Raw genomic sequence first — 21,306 nt, 5'->3', positions numbered from 1 at the left:
AAGCCGCCCCGGCTGGCGGAACCGCCAGGATCAGGAGATTTTCGATGCCCTATCGCGCCCCTGTCGAGGAATTCAACTTCCTGTTTTCCCATGTCGTGAAACTCGAGGACGTCGCCGCGACCGAGCGTTTCGCCGACGCCACGCCCGACATGGTCACCGCCATCCTCAACGAGGCCGGCCGCATGTGCGAAGCGGTGCTCGCCCCCCTGCAACGCGAGGGAGACCTGCACCCCGCCCGGCTCGAGAACGGCGTCGTCCGCACCAGCCCGGGCTTCGACGAGGGCTACAAGGCCATTGCCGAGGGGGGCTGGGTCTCGATTTCCGCCTCTCAGGAAAACGGCGGCATGGGCCTGCCCATGGCCGTGACCACCGCCGTTAATGAGATGATGAGCGGCGCCTGCCTCAGCCTGCAGCTCAACCCGCTGATGACCCAGGGCCAGATCGAGGCGCTGGAAAACCACGCCAGCGACGCGATTCGCGACACCTACCTGCCCAAGCTCATTTCCGGCGAATGGTCCGGCACCATGAACCTGACCGAGGCGCAGGCGGGCAGCGACGTGGGCGCCCTTCGCACCCGGGCCGAGCCCAACGGCGACGGCTCCTACGCCATCACCGGCCAGAAGATCTATATCAGCTGGGGCGACAACGACTTCACCGAGAATGTCTGCCACCTCGTCCTCGCCCGCCTGCCCGACGGCGTGCCCGGCACCAAGGGGATCAGCCTGTTCCTCGTGCCCAAGCACATCCCCGACGAGAACGGCGCCCCCGGCAAACCCAACGACCTCAAGGTCGTCAGCCTCGAGCACAAGATGGGCCTGCATGGCAGCCCGACCGCCGTGATGCAGTATGACGGCGCCCAGGGCTGGCTCATCGGCGAGGAACATGACGGCATGCGCTGCATGTTCACCATGATGAACAACGCCCGCCTCGGCGTCGGCGTCCAGGGAATCGGCGCGGCCGAGGGCGCGCTGCAGCACGCCATCACCTACGCCCAGGAGCGCAGCCAGGGCAAGACGCCCGTCGAGAACGGCACCGGCACCATCATCGACCACGCCGACGTGCGCCGGATGCTGACCACCATGAAGGCCGAAACCGCCGCCGCCCGCGCGATCGCGCTGGCCAATGCCGTGGCGATCGACATGGCCCACGCCACCGGCAAGCCCGACTGGGCCGCCCGCGCCGCCTTCCTCACCCCCATCACCAAGGCCTTCGGCACCGATACCGGCATCGCGGTCAGCGATCTCGGCATCCAGGTGCATGGCGGCATGGGTTATATCGAGGAAACCGGCGCCGCCCAGTATGCCCGCGACGTCCGCGTCACCGCCATCTACGAGGGCACCAACGGCATCCAGTCGATGGACCTTGCCGGCCGCAAGCTGATGGACGGGGGCGAAGCCGCCTATGCCCTGCTCGACGAGATCGAGCGCCACGCCGAAAGCGCGCGGAGCACCCTGCCCGAGCTGGCCGAGCCGGTGTGGAACGCCACCGAATCCCTGCGCGAGGCGACCGAGTGGATGGTCGCGCAAAAGAACATGACCGACCGCTTCGCCGGCTCCGTCCCCTTCCTGCGGGCCTGGGCGCGGGTGCTGGGCGGCCATTTCCACCTCTGCGCCGCCTCGGCCGAGGGCGGCGAGGGCAAGCGCACCCGGCTGGCGCGCTTCTACATCAAGCGCCTCCTGCCCGAGCACGCGGGCCACATCGCCCACGCCACCGCCGGATCGGAAGACCTCTACGCGCTGACACCGGACGACCTCGTCGCATGACGGACGGCCCGAACCAGACCCTGCGCTACCCCTTTCCCGATCCGCCGGAAAACGGCGCCGCCCTCGAGGTGGCGCCGGGCGTGCTCTGGATCCGCCTGCCCCTGCCCATGGCGCTCGACCACGTCAACATCTACGCGCTGGATGACGGCGACGGCTGGACCGTGGTCGACACCGGCATGAAGACCTCTCACAGCGTCGCGCTGTGGGAGGGGCTGCTCACCGGGCCGCTCGCCGGAAAACCCGTCACGCGCATCATCCTCACCCACCACCACCCCGACCATGTCGGCATGGCCGGCTGGCTGATGGAGCGTTTCGGGGCCGAGCTGATCACCACCCGCACCGCCTGGCTCTTCTCCCGGATGCTGATCCTCGACACCGAGGAGGAACCCACCCCCCAGGCCCTCGCCTTCTGGCGCGCCGCCGGCATGGACCCCGAGATTTACGAGAGCCGCAAGGCCGAACGCCCCTTCAACTTCTCCGATGTCTGCCACCCCCTCCCGGTCGGCTACACCCGCGTCAAGGAAGGCGACACGCTCCGCGCCGGCGGCCGCACATGGGACATCCATATCGGCAACGGCCACGCCCCCGAGCACCTCACCCTCTGGAGCCGCGACGACAACCTCGTCATCGCCGGCGACCAGATCATCTCCTCCATCAGCCCCAATATCGGCGTCCACCCCACCGAGCCCGAGGCCGACCCCGTCGCCGACTGGCTGGAAGCCTGCGGCCGCTTCCGCTCACTCGCCCGCGAACATCACCTCGTTCTCAGCGGCCACAAGCGGCCCTTCCTCGGCCTGCCCATGCGGATGCGCCAGCTCATCGAGAACCACCACGGCGCGCTCGACCGCCTCCGCGCCCACCTGGCCGAGCCCCGCACCGCCGCCGAATGCTTCCCCCCGCTCTTCAAACGCCCGATCGACGCGGGCATCTACGGTCTTGCATTGGTCGAGACGGTTGCACATCTCAATCATCTCCACCACGCTGGCGAAATCACGCGCCGCCGCCGCGACGATGGCGCCTGGCTTTGGCAGAGCAGCCCGGAGTGAGACGACCATGGACGACGAAATCAGAACCGCGGCCGAGGCCGCCGAAGACGCCGCCATCCCGCGCTGTCACGAGGTTCATGCCGACCCCGAGACCTGCAAGGGCGGGCGCGACGTGACCGCGGGCGTCCGCCTCTCCCCCGTCAAGGAAAAGAGCGAGGCGCAATGGGCCTATGAGCGGCTGATCCTCTATATCCAGAACTTCGAGAAGACCCTCGACAACGAGCACGAGATCGCCATCGGCTTCGCCGGCGGCGACACCGGCGTCATCCGGATCGAGGGGATGGGCTTTTTCGACCCCGACATCGTCACCTTCTACGGCAGCGACGCGGGCGGCGTGAAAACCCAGCTCATCCAGCACGTCACCCAGCTCAGCGTCATGCTGCGTGCCCTGCCGAAGAAGATCGACCACGTCGAGCCCAACCGCATCGGCTTCCGCCTGGTGGAAGACCTCGAAACCGCCTGACCCCCGCCGCTTGCGACATTTCGGGCCACAGGGCGCACAGGGTGGTGACAGCCCCCGGCAAATGCGCTATCCACACCTCCGACCGCGTAATTTCCAAGCAGGGAACGACCCCAGATGGCTGACCACAAACATGGCGAAATGGATATCCAGGACCAGGAGAAGACCTTCGAGGGCTTCATCCGTTTCACGGCGTGGAACTGCGTTCTGATCGTCGTCGTGCTGATCTTCATGGCGCTGGTCAACGCCTGACGCGCCACCGGCCTTTTCCCGAAAGCACCACCGGCAGGCCGCAATCCGCCGTGACTTGACCTCGCTCCCGCGCTATACTCGGCCAAACGGCGCCGAGAAGAGCGTGAAGAGGCATCAAGGCATGGCAACAGCGGAAAAGCTGACCGCGCGCTGGACGCGGTTCCAGAACCGGGTCGCCGCCCGCAGGGCGGTGCTGGGCCGGCCCGCCACGGCCTTCGTCTCGCGCCCCGAACCCCGCACCATCGGCAGCTATGCCCGCGGGCGCCAGCTGGCCGCCGGCAATTTCCTCTTCGCCGGCCACCTGCTCCAGCAGCCCGACACCGACATGTGGGAGCTCACCCCGCCCGACCACGCCTTCGCCGAGGCGCTGCACGGGTTCGGCTGGCTCGACGATCTCGTCGCCGCCGGTGACGCCACGGCCCGCGCCCGTGCCCAGGAATGGCTCCGCGGCTGGATCGAGCTTTACGGCCGCGGCCGCGGCCCGGGCTGGACACCGAACCTCACCGGCCGCCGCCTGATCCGCTGGATCAGCCACGCCTTCTTCCTGCTCAACGGGCTGGGCAGCGAACACTCCCACGCCTTCTACCGGTCGATGGCGGCGCAGACCGTCTTCCTCGGCCGCCGCTGGTCCGCCACCTCCCCCGGCCTGCCGCGCTTCGAGGCGCTGACCGGGCTGATCTATGCCGGCATCTCGCTCGAAGGCATGGAAGGCCAGGTCGACCCCGCCGTTACCGCGCTGGGCCGCGAATGCACCGAGCAGATCGACGCCCAGGGCGGCCTTCCCACCCGCAACCCCGAGGAACTGCTCGAGGTCTTCACCCTGCTGACATGGGCCGCCGTCGCGCTGGGCGAATCCGGCAAGGGCGTCAGCAACGCCCACTGGTCGGCCATCGAACGCATCGCCCCGACCCTGCGCACCCTGCGCCACGCCGATGGCGGGCTGGCCCGCTTCCACGGCGGCGGCAAGGGGCTGGAAGGCCGGCTCGACCACGCGCTGGCCAACAGCGGCGTGAAAAGCCGCGCGGCGAACGGCCTCTCCATGGGCTTCCTCCGGCTCAGCGCCGGCCGCACCAGCGTCATCGTCGATGCCGCCCCGCCGCCCCAGGGCAAGGCCTCGGGCGAGGCCCACGCCTCCACCCTCGCCTTCGAGCTGACCTCCGGCCGCCGCCCGCTGATCGTCAATTGCGGTTCGGGCGTCAATTTCGGGCAGGAATGGCGCCGCGCCGGCCGTGCCACCCCCTCGCATTCCACCCTCGTCCTCAACGAACAGTCCAGCGCCCGGCTCGGCGCCCCCCGCGACGGGTTCGACTACCTCGTCAGCGCCCCCCGCCGGGTGCCCATCGAGATCAGCCACGCCTCCGACGGGCTGCGCTTCGAGGGCGGGCATGACGGCTATGTCCGCGACTACGGCCTCACCCACGTGCGCAAGCTGGAACTCACCTTCGACGGGCGCGGGCTGGCGGGCGAGGACATGCTCGTCACCCTCGACGAGGGCGACAAGGAACGCTTCGACAAGGCGCTCGACGCCTCCGGGCTCGAGGGCATCCCCTTCGACATCCGCTTTCACCTGCACCCGGATGTCGACGTCTCGCTCGACATGGGCGGCACCGCCGCCTCGATGGCGCTGATGAGCGGCGAAATCTGGGTCATGCGGGTCGACGGAAACGTCGAAATGTCCATCGAAGGCAGCGTTTACCTCGAAAAAACGCGCCTGAAGCCACGTGCGACCAAACAGATTGTTCTATCCGGCCGCATGATGGAGTATGCGACCCGCGTGAGATGGTCACTGGCCAAGCCGCAGGACTCGCCCATCGGGATCCGCGATCTGGCGCGCGACGGGCTCGACCCGGTGACCGAAACCTGATCTGAACCGACCAAGGACATGCTGCCGATGACCGATCTTGCGCCCCTTCGCCGCGCCCTGCTTTCCGTTTCCGACAAGACCGGGCTGGTCCGGCTGGGCAAGGCCCTCACCGAACGCGGGGTCGAGCTGCTCTCGACCGGCGGCAGCGCCAAGACCCTGCGCGAGGCCGGGCTCGACGTGCGCGACGTGGCCGATGTGACGGGCTTCCCCGAGATGATGGATGGCCGCGTGAAAACCCTGCACCCGATGGTCCATGGCGGCCTGCTGGCGCTGCGCGACAACGCCGATCACGTGGCGGCCATGGAACAGCACGGCATCGGCCCGATCGACCTTCTGGTCGTCAACCTCTACCCGTTCGAGGAAACGGTCGCCAAGGGCGCCGATTACGACACCTGCATCGAGAACATCGATATCGGCGGCCCGGCCATGATCCGCGCGGCGGCCAAGAACCACGCCTTCGTCTCGGTCGTCGTCGATGTCGAGGATTACCAGCCGCTGCTGGACGAGCTCGACGCCAATGACGGGCAGACCACCTACGAATTCCGCCAGCGCCTCGCGCTGACCGCCTATGCCCGCACCGGCGCCTATGACGCGGCCGTCTCCGGCTGGATGGCTCAGGCGCTGGGCGACAAGACCCCCCGCCGTCGCGCCTTCGGCGGCACGCTCGCGCAAACCCTCCGCTATGGCGAGAACCCGCACCAGTCCGCCGCCTTCTACAAAGACGGAACCGCCCGCCCCGGCGTGGCCACCGCCACCCAGCACCAGGGCAAGGAACTCAGCTACAACAACATCAACGACACCGACGCCGCCTTCGAGCTGGTCAGCGAATACCCCACCGACGAGGGCCCCGCCTGCGCCATCATCAAGCACGCCAACCCCTGCGGCGTGGCCCAGGGGCCGACCCTCCGCGACGCCTACAGGCGCGCCTTCGACTGCGACCGCACCAGCGCCTTCGGCGGCATCATCGCCCTCAACCAGCCCCTCGACGGCGAAACCGCCGAGGAGATCGCCAAGATCTTCACCGAGGTGGTCATAGCCCCCGGCGCCGATGACGACGCCAGGGCCATCTTCGCCGCCAAGAAGAACCTCCGCCTGCTGACCACCGACAAGCTCGCCAGCCCCACCGCCTCCCTCCTCGCCATCAAGCAGGTCTCCGGCGGCTTCCTCGTGCAGGACAAGGACACCGGCCAGGTCGACGTGACCGACCTCCGCGTCGTCACCAAGCGCGCGCCGTCGGACCGCGAGATGGCCGACATGCTGTTTGCGTGGAAAGTGGCGAAACACGTCAAGTCCAACGCCATCGTCTACGTTCAGGACGGCGCCACCGTCGGCATCGGCGCGGGCCAGATGAGCCGCGTCGACAGCTGCCGCATCGCCGCCCGCAAATCGGCGGACATGGCCAGGGAACTCGGCCTCGACGCCCCCCTCACGCAAGGTAGCGTGGTGGCCTCCGACGCCTTCTTCCCCTTCGCCGACGGCCTGCTCACCGCGGCCGAGGCCGGGGCGACCGCCGTCATACAGCCCGGCGGCTCGATGCGCGACGACGACGTGATCGCCGCCGCCGACGAGGCCGGGCTCGCCATGGTCCTCACCGGCATGCGCCACTTCCGGCACTGAACCCCGCCAACAGGGCAGGAGAACGACAATGCGCACCGTGATCATCGCCGGGATCATCACCTTCCTGATCGACCAGGTGTCGAAATACTGGGTCGTCCACATCCTCGAACTCGACCGCCTGCGCGAGATCGACATCCTGCCGCCCCTCCTCAACTTCCGGATGGCGTGGAACTACGGCATCAATTTCGGCCTCTTCCAGGGCAACACCGACACCACCCGCTGGATCCTCATCGCCATCGCGCTGGTGATCTCGGGCGTGGTGATCTGGTGGATCCGCCGCGAACCCGGCGGCCTCTGGCAGCACATCTCCGCCGGCCTGCTGATCGGCGGGGCGATGGGCAACGTGGTCGACCGGCTGGTCTACGGGGCGGTCGCCGACTTCCTCAACATGTCCTGCTGCGGCATCGACAACCCCTATGCCTTCAACGTGGCCGATATCGCTGTTTTCGCCGGGGCCGTCGGTATGGTAATATTCACGGGCGAGAAAAAGGCCGCGTGACCTTTCCCACGCGATGGGTTAGACACGGCACGACGATTGCAGGAGATTGGCGGAATGAGCTTGCCGCGAAAGATCATGATGGTTGGGCTGGTGCTGGCCGTGGCCGCCTGTGCGCGCGACCGCGATTTCACGCTGACCCGGTTCAACAACACCGGCGACGGGCCGGACGAGTTCGCGATCGCCCCCGGCAAGCCGCTCGAGGCCCCCGAAAGCTATTCCGCCCTGCCCACGCCGCAACCCGGCGCCGGCAACCGCACCGACCATAATACCAAGGCCGACGGCATCGCCGCCCTCGGCGGCAACCCGGCGGCCACGGCCGACACCGGGATCTCGGCCAACGATGCCGGCCTCGTCCGTCACGCCTCGCGCTACGGCACCGATCCGGCGATCCGCCAGCGCCTGCGCGTGGAAGACAGCGAAGTCCGCCGCAGCTATGGCCGCCGCAACATTCTGCGCATCGGGCCGCGCGACAACTATACCGACGCCTACAAGCGGCAATGGCTCGATTCGGAGGCCGAACAGCGCCGCATGCGCAACGCCGGCGTCATCACGCCGACGGCACCGCCGCCTTCGCGCTAGGCTCCGCGCCCCATTCACAACCCGTTCAGATCGATTGAATTGCGATGGTACGCCCGTATCTTCGCTAGTATAGGCGTGGGGCGAAGCGAATTGATGGCAGGGAGACAGGCCATGACGAGATTTCTGGCCATGCTCGCCGTGATCCTCACGGCGGCGGTACCGGCGCAGGCCGACGAACAGGTCACGTCCTACAGGCTCGACAACGGGATGGAGGTCGTCGTGGTCGAGGATCACCGTGCCCCCGTGGTCGTCCACATGGTCTGGTACAAGGCCGGCTCCGCCGATGAAAAGCCCGGCGTCTCGGGCGTTGCGCATTTCCTCGAACACCTGCTCTTCAAGGGCACCAAAACGGTGGCCGACGGGGAATTCTCCGCCACCGTCGCCCGCAACGGCGGGCGCGACAACGCCTTCACCAGCTTCGATTACACCGCCTATTTCCAGCGCGTCGCCGCCGACCGCCTCGAACTGATGATGAAGATGGAGGCCGATCGCATGGTGAACCTCCAGCTTGACGAGTCGGTCATCGCCACCGAACGCGACGTGATCATCGAGGAACGCAACATGCGGGTCGAGAACAACCCGGGCGCCCTCTTCCGCGAACAGGCCACCGCGGCGCAGTATCTCAACCATCGCTACGGCGTGCCGATCATCGGCTGGCAGCACGAGATGCGCGAGCTCGACCTGCGCGACGCGCTCGACTACTACCAGACCTATTATGCGCCGAACAACGCGGTCCTCATCGTCGCCGGCGATGTCGAACCCGAAGAGGTCAAGGCGCTGGCCGAGACGTATTACGGCGCCCTGCCCCGCAACCCCAACCTGCCCGAACGCGCCCGCCCGCAGGAACCCCGCCAGATGGCCGAACGCCGGCTGATCTACGAAGATCCCCGCGTCGGCCAGCCCTACGTGATGCGCAGCTACCTCGCCCCCGAGCGTGACAGCGGCAAGCAGGACGAGGCTGCCGCGCTGACCGTGCTGGCCGAGATCCTCGGCGGCGGCATCACCTCGCTGCTGTCCGAAAAGCTGCAGTTCGACGAAAGCAAGGCGGTCTACACCTCGGCCTATTACAACGGCAAGTCGCTCGACGACACCACCTTCGACCTGATCGTCGCGCCGGCCGCCGGCGTCACCCTGCAGGAGATCGAGGACGCCATGGACGCCGTGATCGCCAGCTTCCTCGAAGAGGGCATCAACGAGGACCAGCTCGACCGCATCAAGCGCCTGCTCAAGGCCGACGAGATCTATGCCCGCGACGACGTGAACCAGGTGGCGAACCGCTATGGCCGGGCCCTGACCCAGGGGCTGACGGTCGAGGACGTGCAGGCCTGGCCCGACGTGCTCCAGGCGGTGACCGCCGACGACGTGCTCGCCGCCGCCCGCAAGGTATTCAACCGCGACAAGGCCGTGACCGGCTGGATGAAGGCACCGGAGGTGACCCAATGAGCTTTGCAAGGATCCTGTTCGTCCCGGCGATGCTGGTGGCCCTCGCCATGGCCCTGCCCGCCCGGGCCGAGGTCGACATCCAGGAGGTCACCACCCCCGGCGGCATCGAGGCCTGGCTGGTCGAGGAACACTCCCTTCCCTTCGTCGCGCTGGAACTGCGCTTTCGCGGCGGCACCTCGCTCGACGCCGAGGGCAAGGACGGCGCGGTCAGCCTGATGACCGCCCTGCTGGAAGAGGGCAACGGCGACATGGATTCCCGCGCCTTCGCCCGCGCCGCGGAATCGCTCGCGGCCGAGTTCTCGTACCAGGCCAGCGACGACGCCGTCAGCGTTTCGGCCCGCTTCCTGACCGAAACCCGCGACGAGGCCGTCGACCTCCTCCGCGGCAGCCTCGTGCAGCCGGCCTTCAACCCGCCCGCCATCGAACGGGTCCGGGCACAGGTGATCTCGATCCTGCAATCCAGCCTGAAGGACCCCGACGAGATCGTCCGCCACGCCTTCTCCGAACTGGTCTTCGGCGATCACCCCTATGGCGGCCCCGAGGACGGCACAATCGACAGCGTCGGCAGCCTCACGCGCGAGGATATCCAGGCCGCGCACAAGGCCGTCTTCGCCCGCGACCGGGTCTATGTCAGCGCCGTGGGCGACATCACCGCCGACGAACTGGCCACCCTGCTCGACGACCTCCTCGGCGACCTGCCCGCCACCGGCGCGCCCCTGCCCGGCGCGGCCGACACCAACATGCCCGGCGGCGTCAAGGTCATCGACTACGAGACCCCGCAATCCGCCGTGATCTTCGGCCAGCCCGGCATCGAACGCGACGACCCCGATTTCTTCGCCGCCTACATCCTCAACCACATCATCGGCGGCGGCGGCTTCTCATCCCGGCTGATGACCGAGGTGCGCCAGAAACGCGGCCTCACCTACGGCGTCTATTCCTACCTCTCGCTCAAGGACAACGCGCAAACCTGGATCGGCTCGGTCTCCTCGGCCAATGACCGCGTCGCCGAGGCGATCGAGGTCATCCGCGACCAGTGGACCCGCATCAAGGAAGAGGGCGTGACCGCCGAGGAACTGGAAGACGCCAAGACCTACATCACCGGCGCCTACCCCCTCCGCTTCGACGGCAACGGCCCCATCGCCGACATCGCGGTCGGCATGCAGGTCGACGGCCTGCCCCGCGACTACATCGCCACACGCAACGACAAGATGAACGCCGTGACGCTGGAAGACGTGAACCGCGTCGCCCGCGAATGGCTCGACCCCGAGAAGCTCACCTTCGTGGTCGTGGGCCAGCCGGACGGGCTCGACTCGACGATCAACTGACCGGGGCGCGGGGACACGTTTTCCGCGCGGAAAACGGGGTAGAAAATTCGAATTTTCTACCCCGGATTTTTCCAAAATTCCGGCACCCCCCTAAAGCGTCGCCGCCAGCCTCTCGCCCAGCGCCGGGTCCGCATTCTCCAGCGGCGGCCGCAGGTTCAGCCACCGCCGATCCCCCGACCGGTACGCCTTCAACGCCTTCAGCGCCGGGATCAGCCCGCCATCCTGCACCGCCTTGCGATGCACGTTCACGGACCCCAGCGCCGCCTCGGCCGCCTCCCACTTCATCGCCTCGACAAGGTCATACACCCCCCGGATCGCCGCCACGTTCGAATTGCAACTGGCCGAGATGCACCCGCCCCCGCCCAGCTTGCCTGCCTCCACCAGGAAACTTTCCGACCCCGGAAACACCGATATCCCCGGCGCCGCCTCGATCACCGCCTTCGTATTTTCCCAGTTGCCCGAGCTGTCCTTGTAGGCCACCACCACCTCCGGAAACGCCTCGTTCAGCCGGGCGGCCAGCGCCGGCGTTATCCCGATCCCCGCCATCTGCGGAATGTGGTAGAGGCACACCTTCAACCGGTCCGACCCCACCCGCTCGATCAGCCCGCTGAAATACCGGTACAGCCCCTCGTCGCCCGCATTCACGAAGAAGAACGGCGGCAGCACCATCACCGCCGCACAGCCCAGCTCCACCGCATGCCGGCAGAGCGTCTCGGTCTCCTCCATGTTGCACAGCCCCGTGCCCGGCATCATCTGCCCCGGCCTTGCGGTGCCGGAACTCGCCAGCAATTCCACCATCGCCATCCGCTCCCGCATCGACTGGCTCAGCGCCTCCGACGTGGTCCCGAACGGCGAGATGTAATGCGCCCCGCCCTTCAGGCAGGCGCCGGCATGCTCAAGATACAGCTCCTCTGCAATGCCGTAATCGTCGTTGTAAGGCGTCAGGATCGGCGTGATCACGCCGCGAAACCGCTCTGCCATGGGCTTATCTCCTCAGTATCCGCGCGCCGGGTCGACCACGTTCCGCAACGCCTCGCCCTTCTGCCACCGCTTCAAATTCTCGATGAACATGTCGAACGAATTGAGCTCCCACCCCTCGTACACCCCCGACGCGTGCGGCGACAGGATGATGTTGTCGAGATCCCAGAACGCGCTCTCCTCCGGCAGCGGCTCCTCGGCGAACACATCGAGCCCCGCCCCGGCGATCTCGCCCTCCTGCAACGCCGCCAACAGCGCCTCTCCGTCGATCACGCCCCCGCGCGACACATCCACCAGCACCGCCGAGCGCTTCATCGCCGCGAAATCCGCCGCCCCGATCATGCCCCGCGTCGAGGGCAGCAGCGGCACGGCGACCACGATCATGTCCGCCCGCCCCCACAGGCCCGGCAGATCATCCGCCGCATGCACCTCGTCGAGGTTATCCATCGGCTCCGGCCGCGCCCTTGTGCCGATCACGTGCATCCCCAACGCCTGCCCCCGCGCGGCCACCGCCTGCCCGGTCTGGCCCAGCCCCACGATCAGCAGCGTCCGCCCCTTCAGCGGCGCCATCATCCGCGCCCTGTCCCACCGCCGCGACGCCTTGTCCTTCGCCAGCCCCGCGAAATCGAGGCTGAAATGCAGCGCACAGCCAAAGGCATATTCCGCCATCATATGCGCGGCCACGCCCGCCGAGTTGGTCACCGTCACCCGCCCGGCATCCCAAGTGCCAAGGTGATCGCACCCCGACCCCCCGACCGACACCCATTCCGGTCCCTCCGGCCCGAACAGCGCCTCCACCGGAAACCCGTCATTCCCGGCAAACTTGATGGAATACACCACGTCCGGCCGGAACTCGGCCAATACCGCTTCGGTCTCCTCGTACCGCGACACCACGGCCACCTCCGCCTCCGGCACGGCCTCGCGCAACCGTGCCGCCATCGGCCCGGCGGCGTCGTTCATGATGATAACCCTCGGGGCGTCCCTGCTCATGCGTCTCCTTCCGGGGTGACCAGCCGCGCCAGGTCGGCCAGCGTCACCGTGTCGTCCAGCATTGCGTCCCGCATCGCCCAGATCGCGCGGATGCGGGCCGGGGAGAGCACGCCCTCGCAGAAATCGTGGAACTTCGCCTCGACCTCGGCATCGGTGCGCCACGCGCCGGGGCCGCCACTGGCGGGCACATCGCCCGAGTGCAGCTTTCGCCCATCCCTCAGCGTCACCTCGATATCCGACCAGCGCCCCGCGGGAAAGCGGGCATTGTGCCTGTCCGTCGCCACCGCCGTGATCCGTGGAATGATCGCCGCAACCTCCGCATCAACCAGCCCCTCATCCGCCACGTGCCGGGGCGCCAGCGTGCCATGCTGCAACATCACCGCCACCACGTAGTGCAGCGAATACTGCGCCTGCGTCGTCGTCTCCGGCATCCCGGCATAGAGCCGCGCCGCCTCGTCAAACGTCCGCACCTCGACCGCCGCCACCTGCTCGGCGGTCAACCCGTGCGCCTCCCGCAGTTTCCGCATCGCATCCACCGCCGGATGGCCCCAGCGGCAACTCGGATAGGGCTTGATGTAATTCTCCGCCACCGTCCACTCGGCCCCGAGATCGTCCCAGTACGCCGCCACCTCCGGCGCCTCCGCCGTGATCGCCGGCGCCCCGGTAAAGCCCCGCATCGCCAGAAGCGCCGCGTTCACCCCCACCAGCGCCCCCATGCCCGAGCCGTCATGCAGCATCGTCGGGTTGTCGATCTCCCGCATCATCTGGCTGCGCGGCCCGTGATACTCCGCAATCCCCAGCGCGTGGCGCAGCACCTCCGTCCCCGCATTCTCCAGATGACAGCCCAGCGCCGCCACCCCCAGCCCGTTCCACGCGCCCGAGGTATGGTAATCGCTCACCGTCCCGTGCAGCGACACGGCGGCCCGCGTCGCCACCTCGTAGGCCATCACCATCGCCCGCAACGCCTGAGGCCCGGTCAGCTCCGGATGCCGCTCGGCATAGGCAAACAGCGCCGGCACCACGGCACAGCCGATATGCCCCTTCGTCGGGTAATACCCGTCATGCCCATCAAGGTTGTCGATCTGCGTCGCCAGCGCCCAGGCGGCGCCCGGCATGCTCACCACCCGCCCGTCGAACAGCATCGGCGCGGCATACCGGCCCGCGCCCGCCCCGTGGAAATCCACCGCGTAATCCCGCGCGATCCGCCCCACCTTCAGCCGCGTCGCCCCCGCCGCCACGCCCAGCGTGTCGATCAGCAACGTCGCCGCATGGCGCATCACGTGCTCCGGCACAGCCAGGTCACGGTCCAGCGCGAACCCCGCGATCCGCGCGATCTGCTCCGCCCCGGGCCGGGCCACCGGGCTCAGCGGGCGGTTCATCGCACGGACCTTTCGGAATTAACGAGAAAGACGGTCGGAAACACAGGGGCATCTGTCATGGCAGGCCCTCCTTTCCCCCCGATCCTTCCGGAGCGCACGGCGCAAATCCATGTCATTTGCGACACGCGCCGTCGCGCGCGGGCAAATGTCACCCCGTCAAGCGCTCAGCCTCCGGTCTCGACACGCACCTCCGCCACATCCCCCCGCTCGATCGTCACGCTCAGCCGCCCCCGCCGCCACACCGTGCGCGTCGGGCTCGCCGCGCCGCCATCCATCTCGAACCCCATATCGGCCAGCAGATGCGGCGAGGTCAGCGCCAGCCGTTCCAGTGCCTCCGCCAGCCCTCGCACCGCTCCCGTCTTAGGATCAGGTTTCCTCCATCCCCCGAACGGCAACCTCCGCCGCGATCCGGGCGAGGCGGGGAACGAGAAACTGGCAGGGTTTGCGGTATTCATGGCGATAATCCGGCAAATAGGGTGAACCTGCCCTCAGATTACCCCAGCGCCACGCTTGCAATCAAATCAGGCTTTCTCGTACCATGGATCACAGAAATTGATCCTTGGACCCGCCTTATGCCCCTGCCCCCGCTCAACGCCCTGCGCGCGTTCGAGGCCGCCGCCCGCCACGAGGGCTTCATCGGCGCCTCCGACGAGCTTCACGTCACCCGCGGCGCCATCAGCCGCCACGTCCGCCAGCTCGAGGATCATCTCGGCGTGCAACTCTTCGTCCGGCAGTCCAAGGGCGTCCGGCTGACCAACGCGGGCCGACAGCTCCTGCCCGCGCTGTCCGAGGCCTTCGCCCTGATCCGCCGCGAAACCGACCGGCTGACCGCCGACACCGGCGACCTGCGCATCATCTGCCCACCGGCCACCTCGATCCGCTGGCTGATCCCCCGGCTCGAGGATTTCCGCCGCGCCCACCCCGAGATCCGCGTTCGCCTCACCACCGATTTCCACGGCCATCTCGGCTTCGACATGACCGAGTTCGACATCGGCTTCTCCTGCGAACACTGGCCCACCCGCGCGCCCGACATCGTCTCGGAAACCCTCTTCCCGGTCTACCTCACCCCGGCCTGCGCGCCCGCGCTGCTGGCCGGCAAACCCTGGTTCGACACGCCACAGGATCTCGCCCGCCACGTGCTCCTGCACGAAACGTCCACCCATCTCGACTGGCGCGACTGGCTCGAGGCGTTCAGCGTCACCGGCGTCGACCCGGCCTCGGGCGACGATTTCCCCAACCTCGACATCGCCGCCAAGGCCGCCGTCATGGGCACCGGCATCGTCATGGGCGACATCGTCCTCTGCCGCGAGGAGTTCGAGGGCGGCACCCTCGTCATGCCGCTTCCCGACATGGTCTGCCCCTCGCCCATGGGCGGCATCTCGATCCTCGGCCCGCGCGACAAGTGGCACGAGCCCAAGGTCGCGGCCTTCCGCAGCTGGGCCGCCACCATGGCGGCCCGCGACTGCGACTACCTCGCCGGGCTGAACCTCGACGTCACCGAAGCGGCCTGACCGAAAACGCCGTTACCCACGCGCCCCCGGCCCTGCCCGGCCAAGCAGGATGGCGGCCACCAGCACGACAGCCATGGCCACCGCAACGCTGCCCCAGCCAAAGCTCGCTGCCAGCGCCGCGGCGGTGACCGGCCCGGCCAGCATCCCCGCATTGTTGCCCTGGATGGCAAACCCCATCGTCGCGCCGACAAGGTCGGGCCGCGGCGCAAGCTCCTGCACGCTGCCCATGAGCACGACCGGAACCAGCCCCGCCATGAATGAGAAGAGCACCGCAAGCCCGGCCACGACGGGCCAGGCGAAACCCGCACCCAGAACTCCGAACCCGAGGACCGTCATCGCCACGAACCCCGCCGTCAGCACCTGAACCGGGCGCCGCCCCGCAGAAAGCAGCGCACCGGCGGCAAGGTTGCCCATCCCGCTCGCCGCCACCGCGATCGCGGCAACCGTGCTCGCCAGCGTCTGGCTCAGGCCGAACTCACCGGTAAGGATCGCCGGCAGGAACCCGAAGATGGCAAAGAAGGCGGCGGAGAAGGCCGCGAACAGCGCAGCCAGAACCCAAGGCCCCGGCGCCGCCACGACATGCACCAACTGCGCGCCGATGCGGTCGGCCTGTTTCGCCGCCCCCCTTGCCGGCACACAGGCCGCGAAGAACAGGCCGTAACCGAACAGGATCGCCGCGTTCAGCAACCAGAACCCGCGCCACTCCAGGTAGGTGAACAGGGGCGAGGCCAGCATCACCACGGTCATGCCCACGGGCATGACCGTGGCCCAGACCGCGATCGCCCGATCCCTCAGGCCCGGCGACACGGTCGCAAGGATGATCGTCGGCGCCGCCACCAGAACCGAGACAAAGCCCAGCCCTTCGATCACACGCGACAGGATCAGCGGCCCAGCACTCTCCGCCACAGCGCCCAGCCCGGAGCCGAGCGCCTGGCACAGAAGCCCGCCGACCACCATGCGCTTGGCCCCGATCCGGTCCACCACCAGCCCGATCGGGGCGCCGAACCCGGCCCCGACGATGGCAAAGGCCGAAATCAGCCACGAGACCACGGCAAGGCTGACCCCCAGGTCGCCCTGAATGGCGCTCAGCGCCATTGGCGCCTTTCCCACCTGGAAGGCCGAAACCGTCCCGGCCCCGGCGATGATGAATACGGTGGGCCACCCGGCCCCGCCAATCCGGCCACTCTCGATTTTTTCCACCACGGTCATGGGGATCGTCTCCGTTCAATGTGAATGATGGCCTGCGAATTGCCCTGACCCGGCATCAGGCAGCGCCCACAAGCCGCTGCGAGTCCGGCGCGACCGTATAGGCCTCGGCGCCCCGCGCTCTGCGCAGCGCGCTTGCCCACCATGTCAACTGGTGCAGCATCACCTCTGCGGCCGATGCGCTGCCGCCGGGGTTGGCGGGCTGCCCCTCCGCGTCGAACGCGTCCCACGCGTTCTGGAAACTCACCGTGTCCCGCATGGTCACGGCGTGCAGTTCCGCCATGACCCCGCGCAGGTGCTCGACCGCGCGCAGCCCGGCCGCAAACCCGCCGTAAGACACGAAGCCCACCGGCTTCGCCTGCCATTCACCATGGGCGAAATCGATGGCCTGCTTGAGAGCGGCGGGAAAGCTGTGGTTGTACTCCGGCACCACCATGACAAAACCGTCCGCCGCCGCCAGCCGCTCGCGATACGCCACGATCTCGGCGGTCGGCACCTCCGGCATCGCCGCGGGCAGCGCAAGCTCCGCCAGGTCGATGACATCGACCGTGACATCGGCGGTCGCGCGGACATGCTCGATGAACCACCGCGCGATCACCGGCGAAAGCCGGCCTTCGCGGGTGCTCCCGACGAGAATGGCAAGGTGAAGCGGGGTGTCCGACATGGGTCTCTCCTGTGATCCTGGCCGCTCGAAACGAGCGGGGTCAGCCGCATCGCGAGCTGTGTCCGATGCGTTGGTTTGGTGTTGGGTTTTCCGGGTATGCGGCGGCGGCGCGCTCTGGCTGCGCGGCCCTAGCCTGCGATGGGTGTTTTCATGCTCACGGGCCCTTTCTTCGGGATCGGGGGCAGAATACATTTCCTCATCAGATAGAATAGCGCAAAGATTCGCGGATTATGATCGGATAATTAGATGAATGTGATATCGCTGGAACAGTGGCGCGCCCTCGTGGCCATCGTCGACGCCGGCACCTACGCGCTGGCCGCCGATGTGCTCGGCAAGAGCCAATCCTCCGTCAGCTATGCCGTGAACCAGATCGAAGAGCGTACCGGAGTCACCCTCTTCCGCATGGCGGGGCGCAAGGCCGTCCTCACGCCCGAGGGGAAAGCCCTCTACCAGCGCGCCCGCCACCTGCTGGCCGAGGCCGGGCGCATCGAGAAAGCCGCCGCCGAGATGGCCGTGGGACACGAGGCGGAACTGCGCCTCGCCATCGACATCATGTTCCCGCCGGCCCTGCTCCTCGACGCGATCGGGCGCTTTGCCGCCGAGCGGCCGACCACCCGCCTCGAGATCTACGAAACCGTCGTCGCCGGCTCCTCGCAATTGCTCGCACAGGGGCAGGTCGACCTCGCCATCGCCCCCGACGTGCCCGACGGGTTCCTGGGCGAGCCGATCATGCGCGTCCAGTTCCTGCCCGTAGCCGCCCCGTCCCACCCGCTCCACGCGCTCGATCATGTGTCGCTCAACGACCTGCGGGACCATCACCACCTGATCATCCGCGACAGCGGCGTGCGCCGGGTCGAGCACGGCGCGTGGCAGGTCTCGCAAAACCGGATCATCTTCTCCCAGACCTCGACATCGCTCGAGGCCGCGCGCCGCGGCGTCGGATTCAGCTGGTATGCCGAAACGCTGATCGGCGAAGACTTGGCCGCCGGCACGTTGAAGGAACTGCCGCTGGCCGAACGGGCCCGCCGCTCGGCCGAGCTTTTCCTGGTGTTCCGCGATGCCGTCGGCGCCAGCCCCGGTGTGCGCCGGCTGGGCGACATCCTGAGAACCATGGCGGCCGAGACCGGCCCCCGCGGGGCATCCGGCCAGGGCTGACCGCCCCGGCCAACGCCTCAGAAATCCAGGTTCTCGACGTTCAGCGCGTTCTGCTGGATGAACTCCCGCCGCGGCTCGACCACGTCGCCCATCAGCTTGGTGAACAGGTCGTCCGCCTCGGCCACGTCGTCGATCTTCACCTGTAACAGCGTCCGCGCCTCGGGGTCCAGCGTCGTCTCCCACAACTGGTCCGGGTTCATCTCGCCCAGCCCCTTGTAGCGCTGCAACGCCAGCCCCTTCTCGCCTTCCTTCAGGATCGCGTCCAGCAGGTCCAGCGGGCCATAGATCCCCTGCCCCCGCTCCTTGCGATACAGCTTCGCGGGCTGCGTATAGACCTCCCGCAACGCCTGCGTGAGCTGCGCCAGCCGCTTCGCCTCGCCAGACCGCAGCACCGGCCCGTCCAGCGTCCGCACCTCCTCGACCCCGCGCACCATCCGCGTCAGCCGAATGCCGTGGTCCTGCGTCTGCCGCCCCTGCCAGCCGCGCTCGTACTCCACCGCGATCAGGTCCAGCCGCTTCGCCACCGCGTCGGCCACCGCCTGCAGGTCCGCATCCGCCCGACCGGGCAGGAACGCCTCGGCAATCGCCGCCTGTTCGAGGATATGCCGCGGATAATGCGTCGGGAAGGTCTCGAGGATGCGCTTCGCCTGCCGCGCCTCCTCGACCACGCGCACAAGGTCCTGCCCGACGATCTCCTCGCCCGAGCCGAGCCGCAGCACCGCGTCCTCCGTCCCCTGCTGGATCAGGTAATCCTCCAGCGCCGGCACGTCCTTGAGATACACTTCCGACTTGCCCCGCGACACCTTGTAGAGCGGCGGCTGCGCGATATACAGGTACCCGCCCTCGATCAGCTCCGGCATCTGGCGGTAGAAGAAGGTGAGCAAGAGCGTCCGGATATGCGCCCCGTCCACATCGGCATCGGTCATGATGATGATCTTGTGGTACCGCAGCTTCGAGATATCGAACTCGTCCCGCCCGATCCCGGTGCCCAGCGCCATTACCAGGTTGCCGATCTCCTGGCTCCCCAGCATCCGGTCGAACCGCGCCCGTTCCACGTTCAGGATCTTGCCGCGCAGCGGCAGCACCGCCTGCGTGCCCCTCGCCCGCCCGGTCTGGGCAGACCCGCCGGCGCTGTCACCCTCGACAAGGAACAGCTCGGTCTTCGACGGGTCCTTCTCGGAACAGTCCTTCAGCTTCCCGGCCAGGTAATTCACGTCCATCGCCGTCTTCCGCCGGGTCAGCTCGCGCGCCTTCCGCGCCGCCTCCCGCGCCAGAGCGGCCTCCATGATCTTGCCGACGATCTGCCGCGCCTCGTTGGGGTTCTCCTCGAACCACTCCGACAGCTTCTCGTTCATCAGGCCCTCGACAGCCGGCCGCACCTCCGAACTCACCAGCTTGTCTTTCGTCTGGCTGGAAAACTTCGGGTCCGGCACCTTCACCGACAGCACACAGGTCAGCCCTTCGCGCGCATCGTCCCCGGTGAACGTCACCTTCTCCTTCTTCGCGATCCCGCTCTCGGCGGCATATTTCTGCATCACCCGGGTCAGCGCGCCGCGAAACCCCGCAAGGTGCGTGCCGCCGTCCCGCTGGGGGATGTTGTTGGTGAAGGGCAGCACCGTCTCGTGATAGCTGTCGTTCCACCACATCGCCACTTCCACCTGGATATCGTCCCGCTCGCCGGTGATGAAGATCGGCTCCGGCAGCATGGGCGACTTGTGGCGGTCGAGATACTTGACGAACTCCTTCACCCCGCCGTCGTAATGCAGCTCCGACTCCAGCGCCTCTTCCGGCCGCTCGTCGCGCAGCCGGATGCGCACCCCGGAATTCAGGAACGCCAGCTCGCGCAGCCGCTTCTCCAGCGTCTCGAAACTGTATTCGAGGTTCGAGAACGTGTCGGTCGACGCCAGGAACCGCACCTCGGTGCCGCGCTTGCCCTCGGCCTCACCCACCACCTTCAGGTGCTCGACCGTCTCGCCGCCCTCGAAGCGCGCCACATGCTCCTTGCCGCTCCGCCAGATGCGCAGCTCCAGCCAGTCCGACAGCGCGTTCACCACCGAGACGCCGACGCCATGCAGACCGCCCGACACCTTGTAGGAATTGCTGTCGAACTTCCCGCCGGCATGAAGCTGGGTCATGATGACCTCGGCCGCCGAAACGCCCTCTTCCTCGTGCATCTCCACCGGGATTCCGCGGCCGTTATCGCTAACCGACACGCTTGAATCGCCGTGAATCGTGACCGTCACGACATCCGCGTGACCCGCCAGCGCCTCGTCGATCCCGTTGTCGACCACCTCGTAGACCATGTGGTGCAGACCCGAGCCGTCATCGGTATCCCCGATATACATGCCGGGCCGCTTCCGCACGGCCTCCAACCCCTTGAGAACCTTGATGGAATCGGCGCCATATTCTTCCCGCGCCGGTACTGCCTCTGCCATGCAAGCTATCCTTTTTAACTTTCCGATTTTATACGATTTTCCGGGGGGAATGTCACGCAATCGGCGGCAGTTTTCGCGGGTGTCCGCACGGCGTATCTCCGCGCGGTCCCGACCCGGAATCCGGCATTCGGGGGTGCGGC

The 21,306-nt window shown here is 67.7% G+C and carries 19 protein-coding genes; 12 read left to right on the top strand and 7 right to left on the bottom strand.

All coding sequences use genetic code 11. From position 1 onward, the window contains the following. Positions 1–44: 44 nt before the first annotated feature. The 10 genes from ACO07J_RS14425 (at position 45) to ACO07J_RS14380 (ending at position 10,848) form a co-directional block, all read left to right on the top strand. Positions 45–1,763, top strand: a complete 1,719-nt coding sequence (locus ACO07J_RS14425) for an acyl-CoA dehydrogenase (protein ID WP_422030162.1) — start codon at positions 45–47, stop codon at positions 1,761–1,763. Then, entirely contained in the window at positions 1,760–2,809 is a 1,050-nt protein-coding gene (locus tag ACO07J_RS14420; RefSeq protein ID WP_422030160.1) for an MBL fold metallo-hydrolase, read from the top strand. Before ACO07J_RS14425 ends, ACO07J_RS14420 begins: the two co-directional genes overlap by 4 nt. 7 nt (positions 2,810–2,816) lie before the next feature. Continuing rightward, the gene (locus ACO07J_RS14415; protein ID WP_422030158.1) at positions 2,817–3,272 is read left to right on the top strand and encodes a DUF6173 family protein; all 456 of its coding nucleotides are present in this window, start codon (positions 2,817–2,819) and stop codon (positions 3,270–3,272) included. A gap of 114 nt (positions 3,273–3,386) precedes the next feature. Beyond that, positions 3,387–3,521: an aa3-type cytochrome c oxidase subunit IV gene (locus ACO07J_RS14410; protein ID WP_422030156.1), complete on the top strand. Its 135-nt coding sequence runs from the start codon at positions 3,387–3,389 to the stop codon at positions 3,519–3,521. A 121-nt stretch (positions 3,522–3,642) separates the two neighbouring features. After that, entirely contained in the window at positions 3,643–5,385 is a 1,743-nt protein-coding gene (locus tag ACO07J_RS14405) for a heparinase II/III family protein (RefSeq protein ID WP_422030154.1), read from the top strand. Positions 5,386–5,412: 27 nt separating this feature from the next. After that, positions 5,413–7,002, top strand: a complete 1,590-nt coding sequence (gene purH, locus ACO07J_RS14400) for a bifunctional phosphoribosylaminoimidazolecarboxamide formyltransferase/IMP cyclohydrolase (protein WP_422030152.1) — start codon at positions 5,413–5,415, stop codon at positions 7,000–7,002. Between the two features lie 28 nt (positions 7,003–7,030). Further along, positions 7,031–7,501: a signal peptidase II gene (gene lspA / locus ACO07J_RS14395; RefSeq protein ID WP_422030150.1), complete on the top strand. Its 471-nt coding sequence runs from the start codon at positions 7,031–7,033 to the stop codon at positions 7,499–7,501. A gap of 54 nt (positions 7,502–7,555) precedes the next feature. Next, positions 7,556–8,080, top strand: a complete 525-nt coding sequence (locus ACO07J_RS14390) for a DUF3035 domain-containing protein (RefSeq protein WP_422030148.1) — start codon at positions 7,556–7,558, stop codon at positions 8,078–8,080. Between the two features lie 111 nt (positions 8,081–8,191). Continuing rightward, the gene (locus tag ACO07J_RS14385) at positions 8,192–9,523 is read left to right on the top strand and encodes a M16 family metallopeptidase (protein WP_422030146.1); all 1,332 of its coding nucleotides are present in this window, start codon (positions 8,192–8,194) and stop codon (positions 9,521–9,523) included. Next, positions 9,520–10,848: a M16 family metallopeptidase gene (locus ACO07J_RS14380; RefSeq protein WP_422030144.1), complete on the top strand. Its 1,329-nt coding sequence runs from the start codon at positions 9,520–9,522 to the stop codon at positions 10,846–10,848. Before ACO07J_RS14385 ends, ACO07J_RS14380 begins: the two co-directional genes overlap by 4 nt. A 90-nt stretch (positions 10,849–10,938) precedes the next feature. On the opposite strand, the gene ACO07J_RS14375 is transcribed toward ACO07J_RS14380, so the two are convergent. The 4 genes from ACO07J_RS14375 to ACO07J_RS14360 all read right to left on the bottom strand — a co-directional run bounded on the left by ACO07J_RS14375 (position 10,939) and on the right by ACO07J_RS14360 (position 14,545). Next, positions 10,939–11,829, bottom strand: a complete 891-nt coding sequence (locus tag ACO07J_RS14375; protein ID WP_422030142.1) for a dihydrodipicolinate synthase family protein — start codon at positions 11,827–11,829, stop codon at positions 10,939–10,941. 12 nt (positions 11,830–11,841) lie between these two features. Further along, the gene (locus ACO07J_RS14370) at positions 11,842–12,816 is read right to left on the bottom strand and encodes a D-2-hydroxyacid dehydrogenase (RefSeq protein ID WP_422030140.1); all 975 of its coding nucleotides are present in this window, start codon (positions 12,814–12,816) and stop codon (positions 11,842–11,844) included. Continuing rightward, positions 12,813–14,195 (bottom strand): MmgE/PrpD family protein, encoded by a 1,383-nt coding sequence (locus ACO07J_RS14365; protein ID WP_422030138.1) that lies wholly within the window; start codon positions 14,193–14,195, stop codon positions 12,813–12,815. Before ACO07J_RS14365 ends, ACO07J_RS14370 begins: the two co-directional genes overlap by 4 nt. A 164-nt stretch (positions 14,196–14,359) precedes the next feature. Then, positions 14,360–14,545 (bottom strand): hypothetical protein, encoded by a 186-nt coding sequence (locus ACO07J_RS14360; RefSeq protein ID WP_422030136.1) that lies wholly within the window; start codon positions 14,543–14,545, stop codon positions 14,360–14,362. A 222-nt stretch (positions 14,546–14,767) separates the two neighbouring features. Here ACO07J_RS14360 and ACO07J_RS14355 point away from each other — a divergent pair, with 222 nt between their 5' ends. Beyond that, positions 14,768–15,706 (top strand): LysR substrate-binding domain-containing protein, encoded by a 939-nt coding sequence (locus tag ACO07J_RS14355; RefSeq protein WP_422030134.1) that lies wholly within the window; start codon positions 14,768–14,770, stop codon positions 15,704–15,706. 12 nt (positions 15,707–15,718) lie between these two features. Here ACO07J_RS14355 and ACO07J_RS14350 read toward each other — a convergent pair whose 3' ends face one another. Continuing rightward, complete coding sequence (locus tag ACO07J_RS14350) at positions 15,719–16,915, bottom strand: MFS transporter (RefSeq protein ID WP_422030132.1); 1,197 nt, start codon at positions 16,913–16,915, stop codon at positions 15,719–15,721. A 55-nt stretch (positions 16,916–16,970) separates the two neighbouring features. Beyond that, positions 16,971–17,576, bottom strand: a complete 606-nt coding sequence (locus ACO07J_RS14345) for an NADPH-dependent FMN reductase (RefSeq protein WP_422030130.1) — start codon at positions 17,574–17,576, stop codon at positions 16,971–16,973. A gap of 246 nt (positions 17,577–17,822) precedes the next feature. Here ACO07J_RS14345 and ACO07J_RS14340 point away from each other — a divergent pair, with 246 nt between their 5' ends. Then, the gene (locus ACO07J_RS14340; protein ID WP_422030128.1) at positions 17,823–18,731 is read left to right on the top strand and encodes a LysR family transcriptional regulator; all 909 of its coding nucleotides are present in this window, start codon (positions 17,823–17,825) and stop codon (positions 18,729–18,731) included. Positions 18,732–18,748: 17 nt separating this feature from the next. Here ACO07J_RS14340 and gyrB read toward each other — a convergent pair whose 3' ends face one another. Next, positions 18,749–21,166: a DNA topoisomerase (ATP-hydrolyzing) subunit B gene (gyrB, locus tag ACO07J_RS14335; protein WP_422030126.1), complete on the bottom strand. Its 2,418-nt coding sequence runs from the start codon at positions 21,164–21,166 to the stop codon at positions 18,749–18,751. Between the last annotated feature and the right edge of the window lie 140 nt (positions 21,167–21,306).

Source organism: Roseovarius sp. (assembly GCF_965228755.1).
Taxonomy (GTDB): Bacteria; Pseudomonadota; Alphaproteobacteria; order Rhodobacterales; family Rhodobacteraceae; genus Roseovarius.
The sequence above is the reverse complement of the archived record's forward strand: the minus strand, read 5'-3'. Positions and strand labels throughout refer to the sequence as shown.

What these genes read in the sequence shown, in the direction of transcription:
- ACO07J_RS14425 (WP_422030162.1), top strand. Translation starts at nt 45, where the DNA reads ATGCCCTATCGCGCCCCTGTCGAGGAATTCAACTTCCTGTTTTCCCAT.
- ACO07J_RS14420 (WP_422030160.1), top strand. Translation starts at nt 1,760, where the DNA reads ATGACGGACGGCCCGAACCAGACCCTGCGCTACCCCTTTCCCGATCCG.
- ACO07J_RS14415 (WP_422030158.1), top strand. Translation starts at nt 2,817, where the DNA reads ATGGACGACGAAATCAGAACCGCGGCCGAGGCCGCCGAAGACGCCGCC.
- ACO07J_RS14410 (WP_422030156.1), top strand. Translation starts at nt 3,387, where the DNA reads ATGGCTGACCACAAACATGGCGAAATGGATATCCAGGACCAGGAGAAG.
- ACO07J_RS14405 (WP_422030154.1), top strand. Translation starts at nt 3,643, where the DNA reads ATGGCAACAGCGGAAAAGCTGACCGCGCGCTGGACGCGGTTCCAGAAC.
- purH (WP_422030152.1), top strand. Translation starts at nt 5,413, where the DNA reads ATGACCGATCTTGCGCCCCTTCGCCGCGCCCTGCTTTCCGTTTCCGAC.
- lspA (WP_422030150.1), top strand. Translation starts at nt 7,031, where the DNA reads ATGCGCACCGTGATCATCGCCGGGATCATCACCTTCCTGATCGACCAG.
- ACO07J_RS14390 (WP_422030148.1), top strand. Translation starts at nt 7,556, where the DNA reads ATGAGCTTGCCGCGAAAGATCATGATGGTTGGGCTGGTGCTGGCCGTG.
- ACO07J_RS14385 (WP_422030146.1), top strand. Translation starts at nt 8,192, where the DNA reads ATGACGAGATTTCTGGCCATGCTCGCCGTGATCCTCACGGCGGCGGTA.
- ACO07J_RS14380 (WP_422030144.1), top strand. Translation starts at nt 9,520, where the DNA reads ATGAGCTTTGCAAGGATCCTGTTCGTCCCGGCGATGCTGGTGGCCCTC.
- ACO07J_RS14375 (WP_422030142.1), bottom strand. Translation starts at nt 11,829, where the DNA reads ATGGCAGAGCGGTTTCGCGGCGTGATCACGCCGATCCTGACGCCTTAC.
- ACO07J_RS14370 (WP_422030140.1), bottom strand. Translation starts at nt 12,816, where the DNA reads ATGAGCAGGGACGCCCCGAGGGTTATCATCATGAACGACGCCGCCGGG.
- ACO07J_RS14365 (WP_422030138.1), bottom strand. Translation starts at nt 14,195, where the DNA reads ATGAACCGCCCGCTGAGCCCGGTGGCCCGGCCCGGGGCGGAGCAGATC.
- ACO07J_RS14355 (WP_422030134.1), top strand. Translation starts at nt 14,768, where the DNA reads ATGCCCCTGCCCCCGCTCAACGCCCTGCGCGCGTTCGAGGCCGCCGCC.
- ACO07J_RS14350 (WP_422030132.1), bottom strand. Translation starts at nt 16,915, where the DNA reads ATGACCGTGGTGGAAAAAATCGAGAGTGGCCGGATTGGCGGGGCCGGG.
- ACO07J_RS14345 (WP_422030130.1), bottom strand. Translation starts at nt 17,576, where the DNA reads ATGTCGGACACCCCGCTTCACCTTGCCATTCTCGTCGGGAGCACCCGC.
- ACO07J_RS14340 (WP_422030128.1), top strand. Translation starts at nt 17,823, where the DNA reads ATGAATGTGATATCGCTGGAACAGTGGCGCGCCCTCGTGGCCATCGTC.
- gyrB (WP_422030126.1), bottom strand. Translation starts at nt 21,166, where the DNA reads ATGGCAGAGGCAGTACCGGCGCGGGAAGAATATGGCGCCGATTCCATC.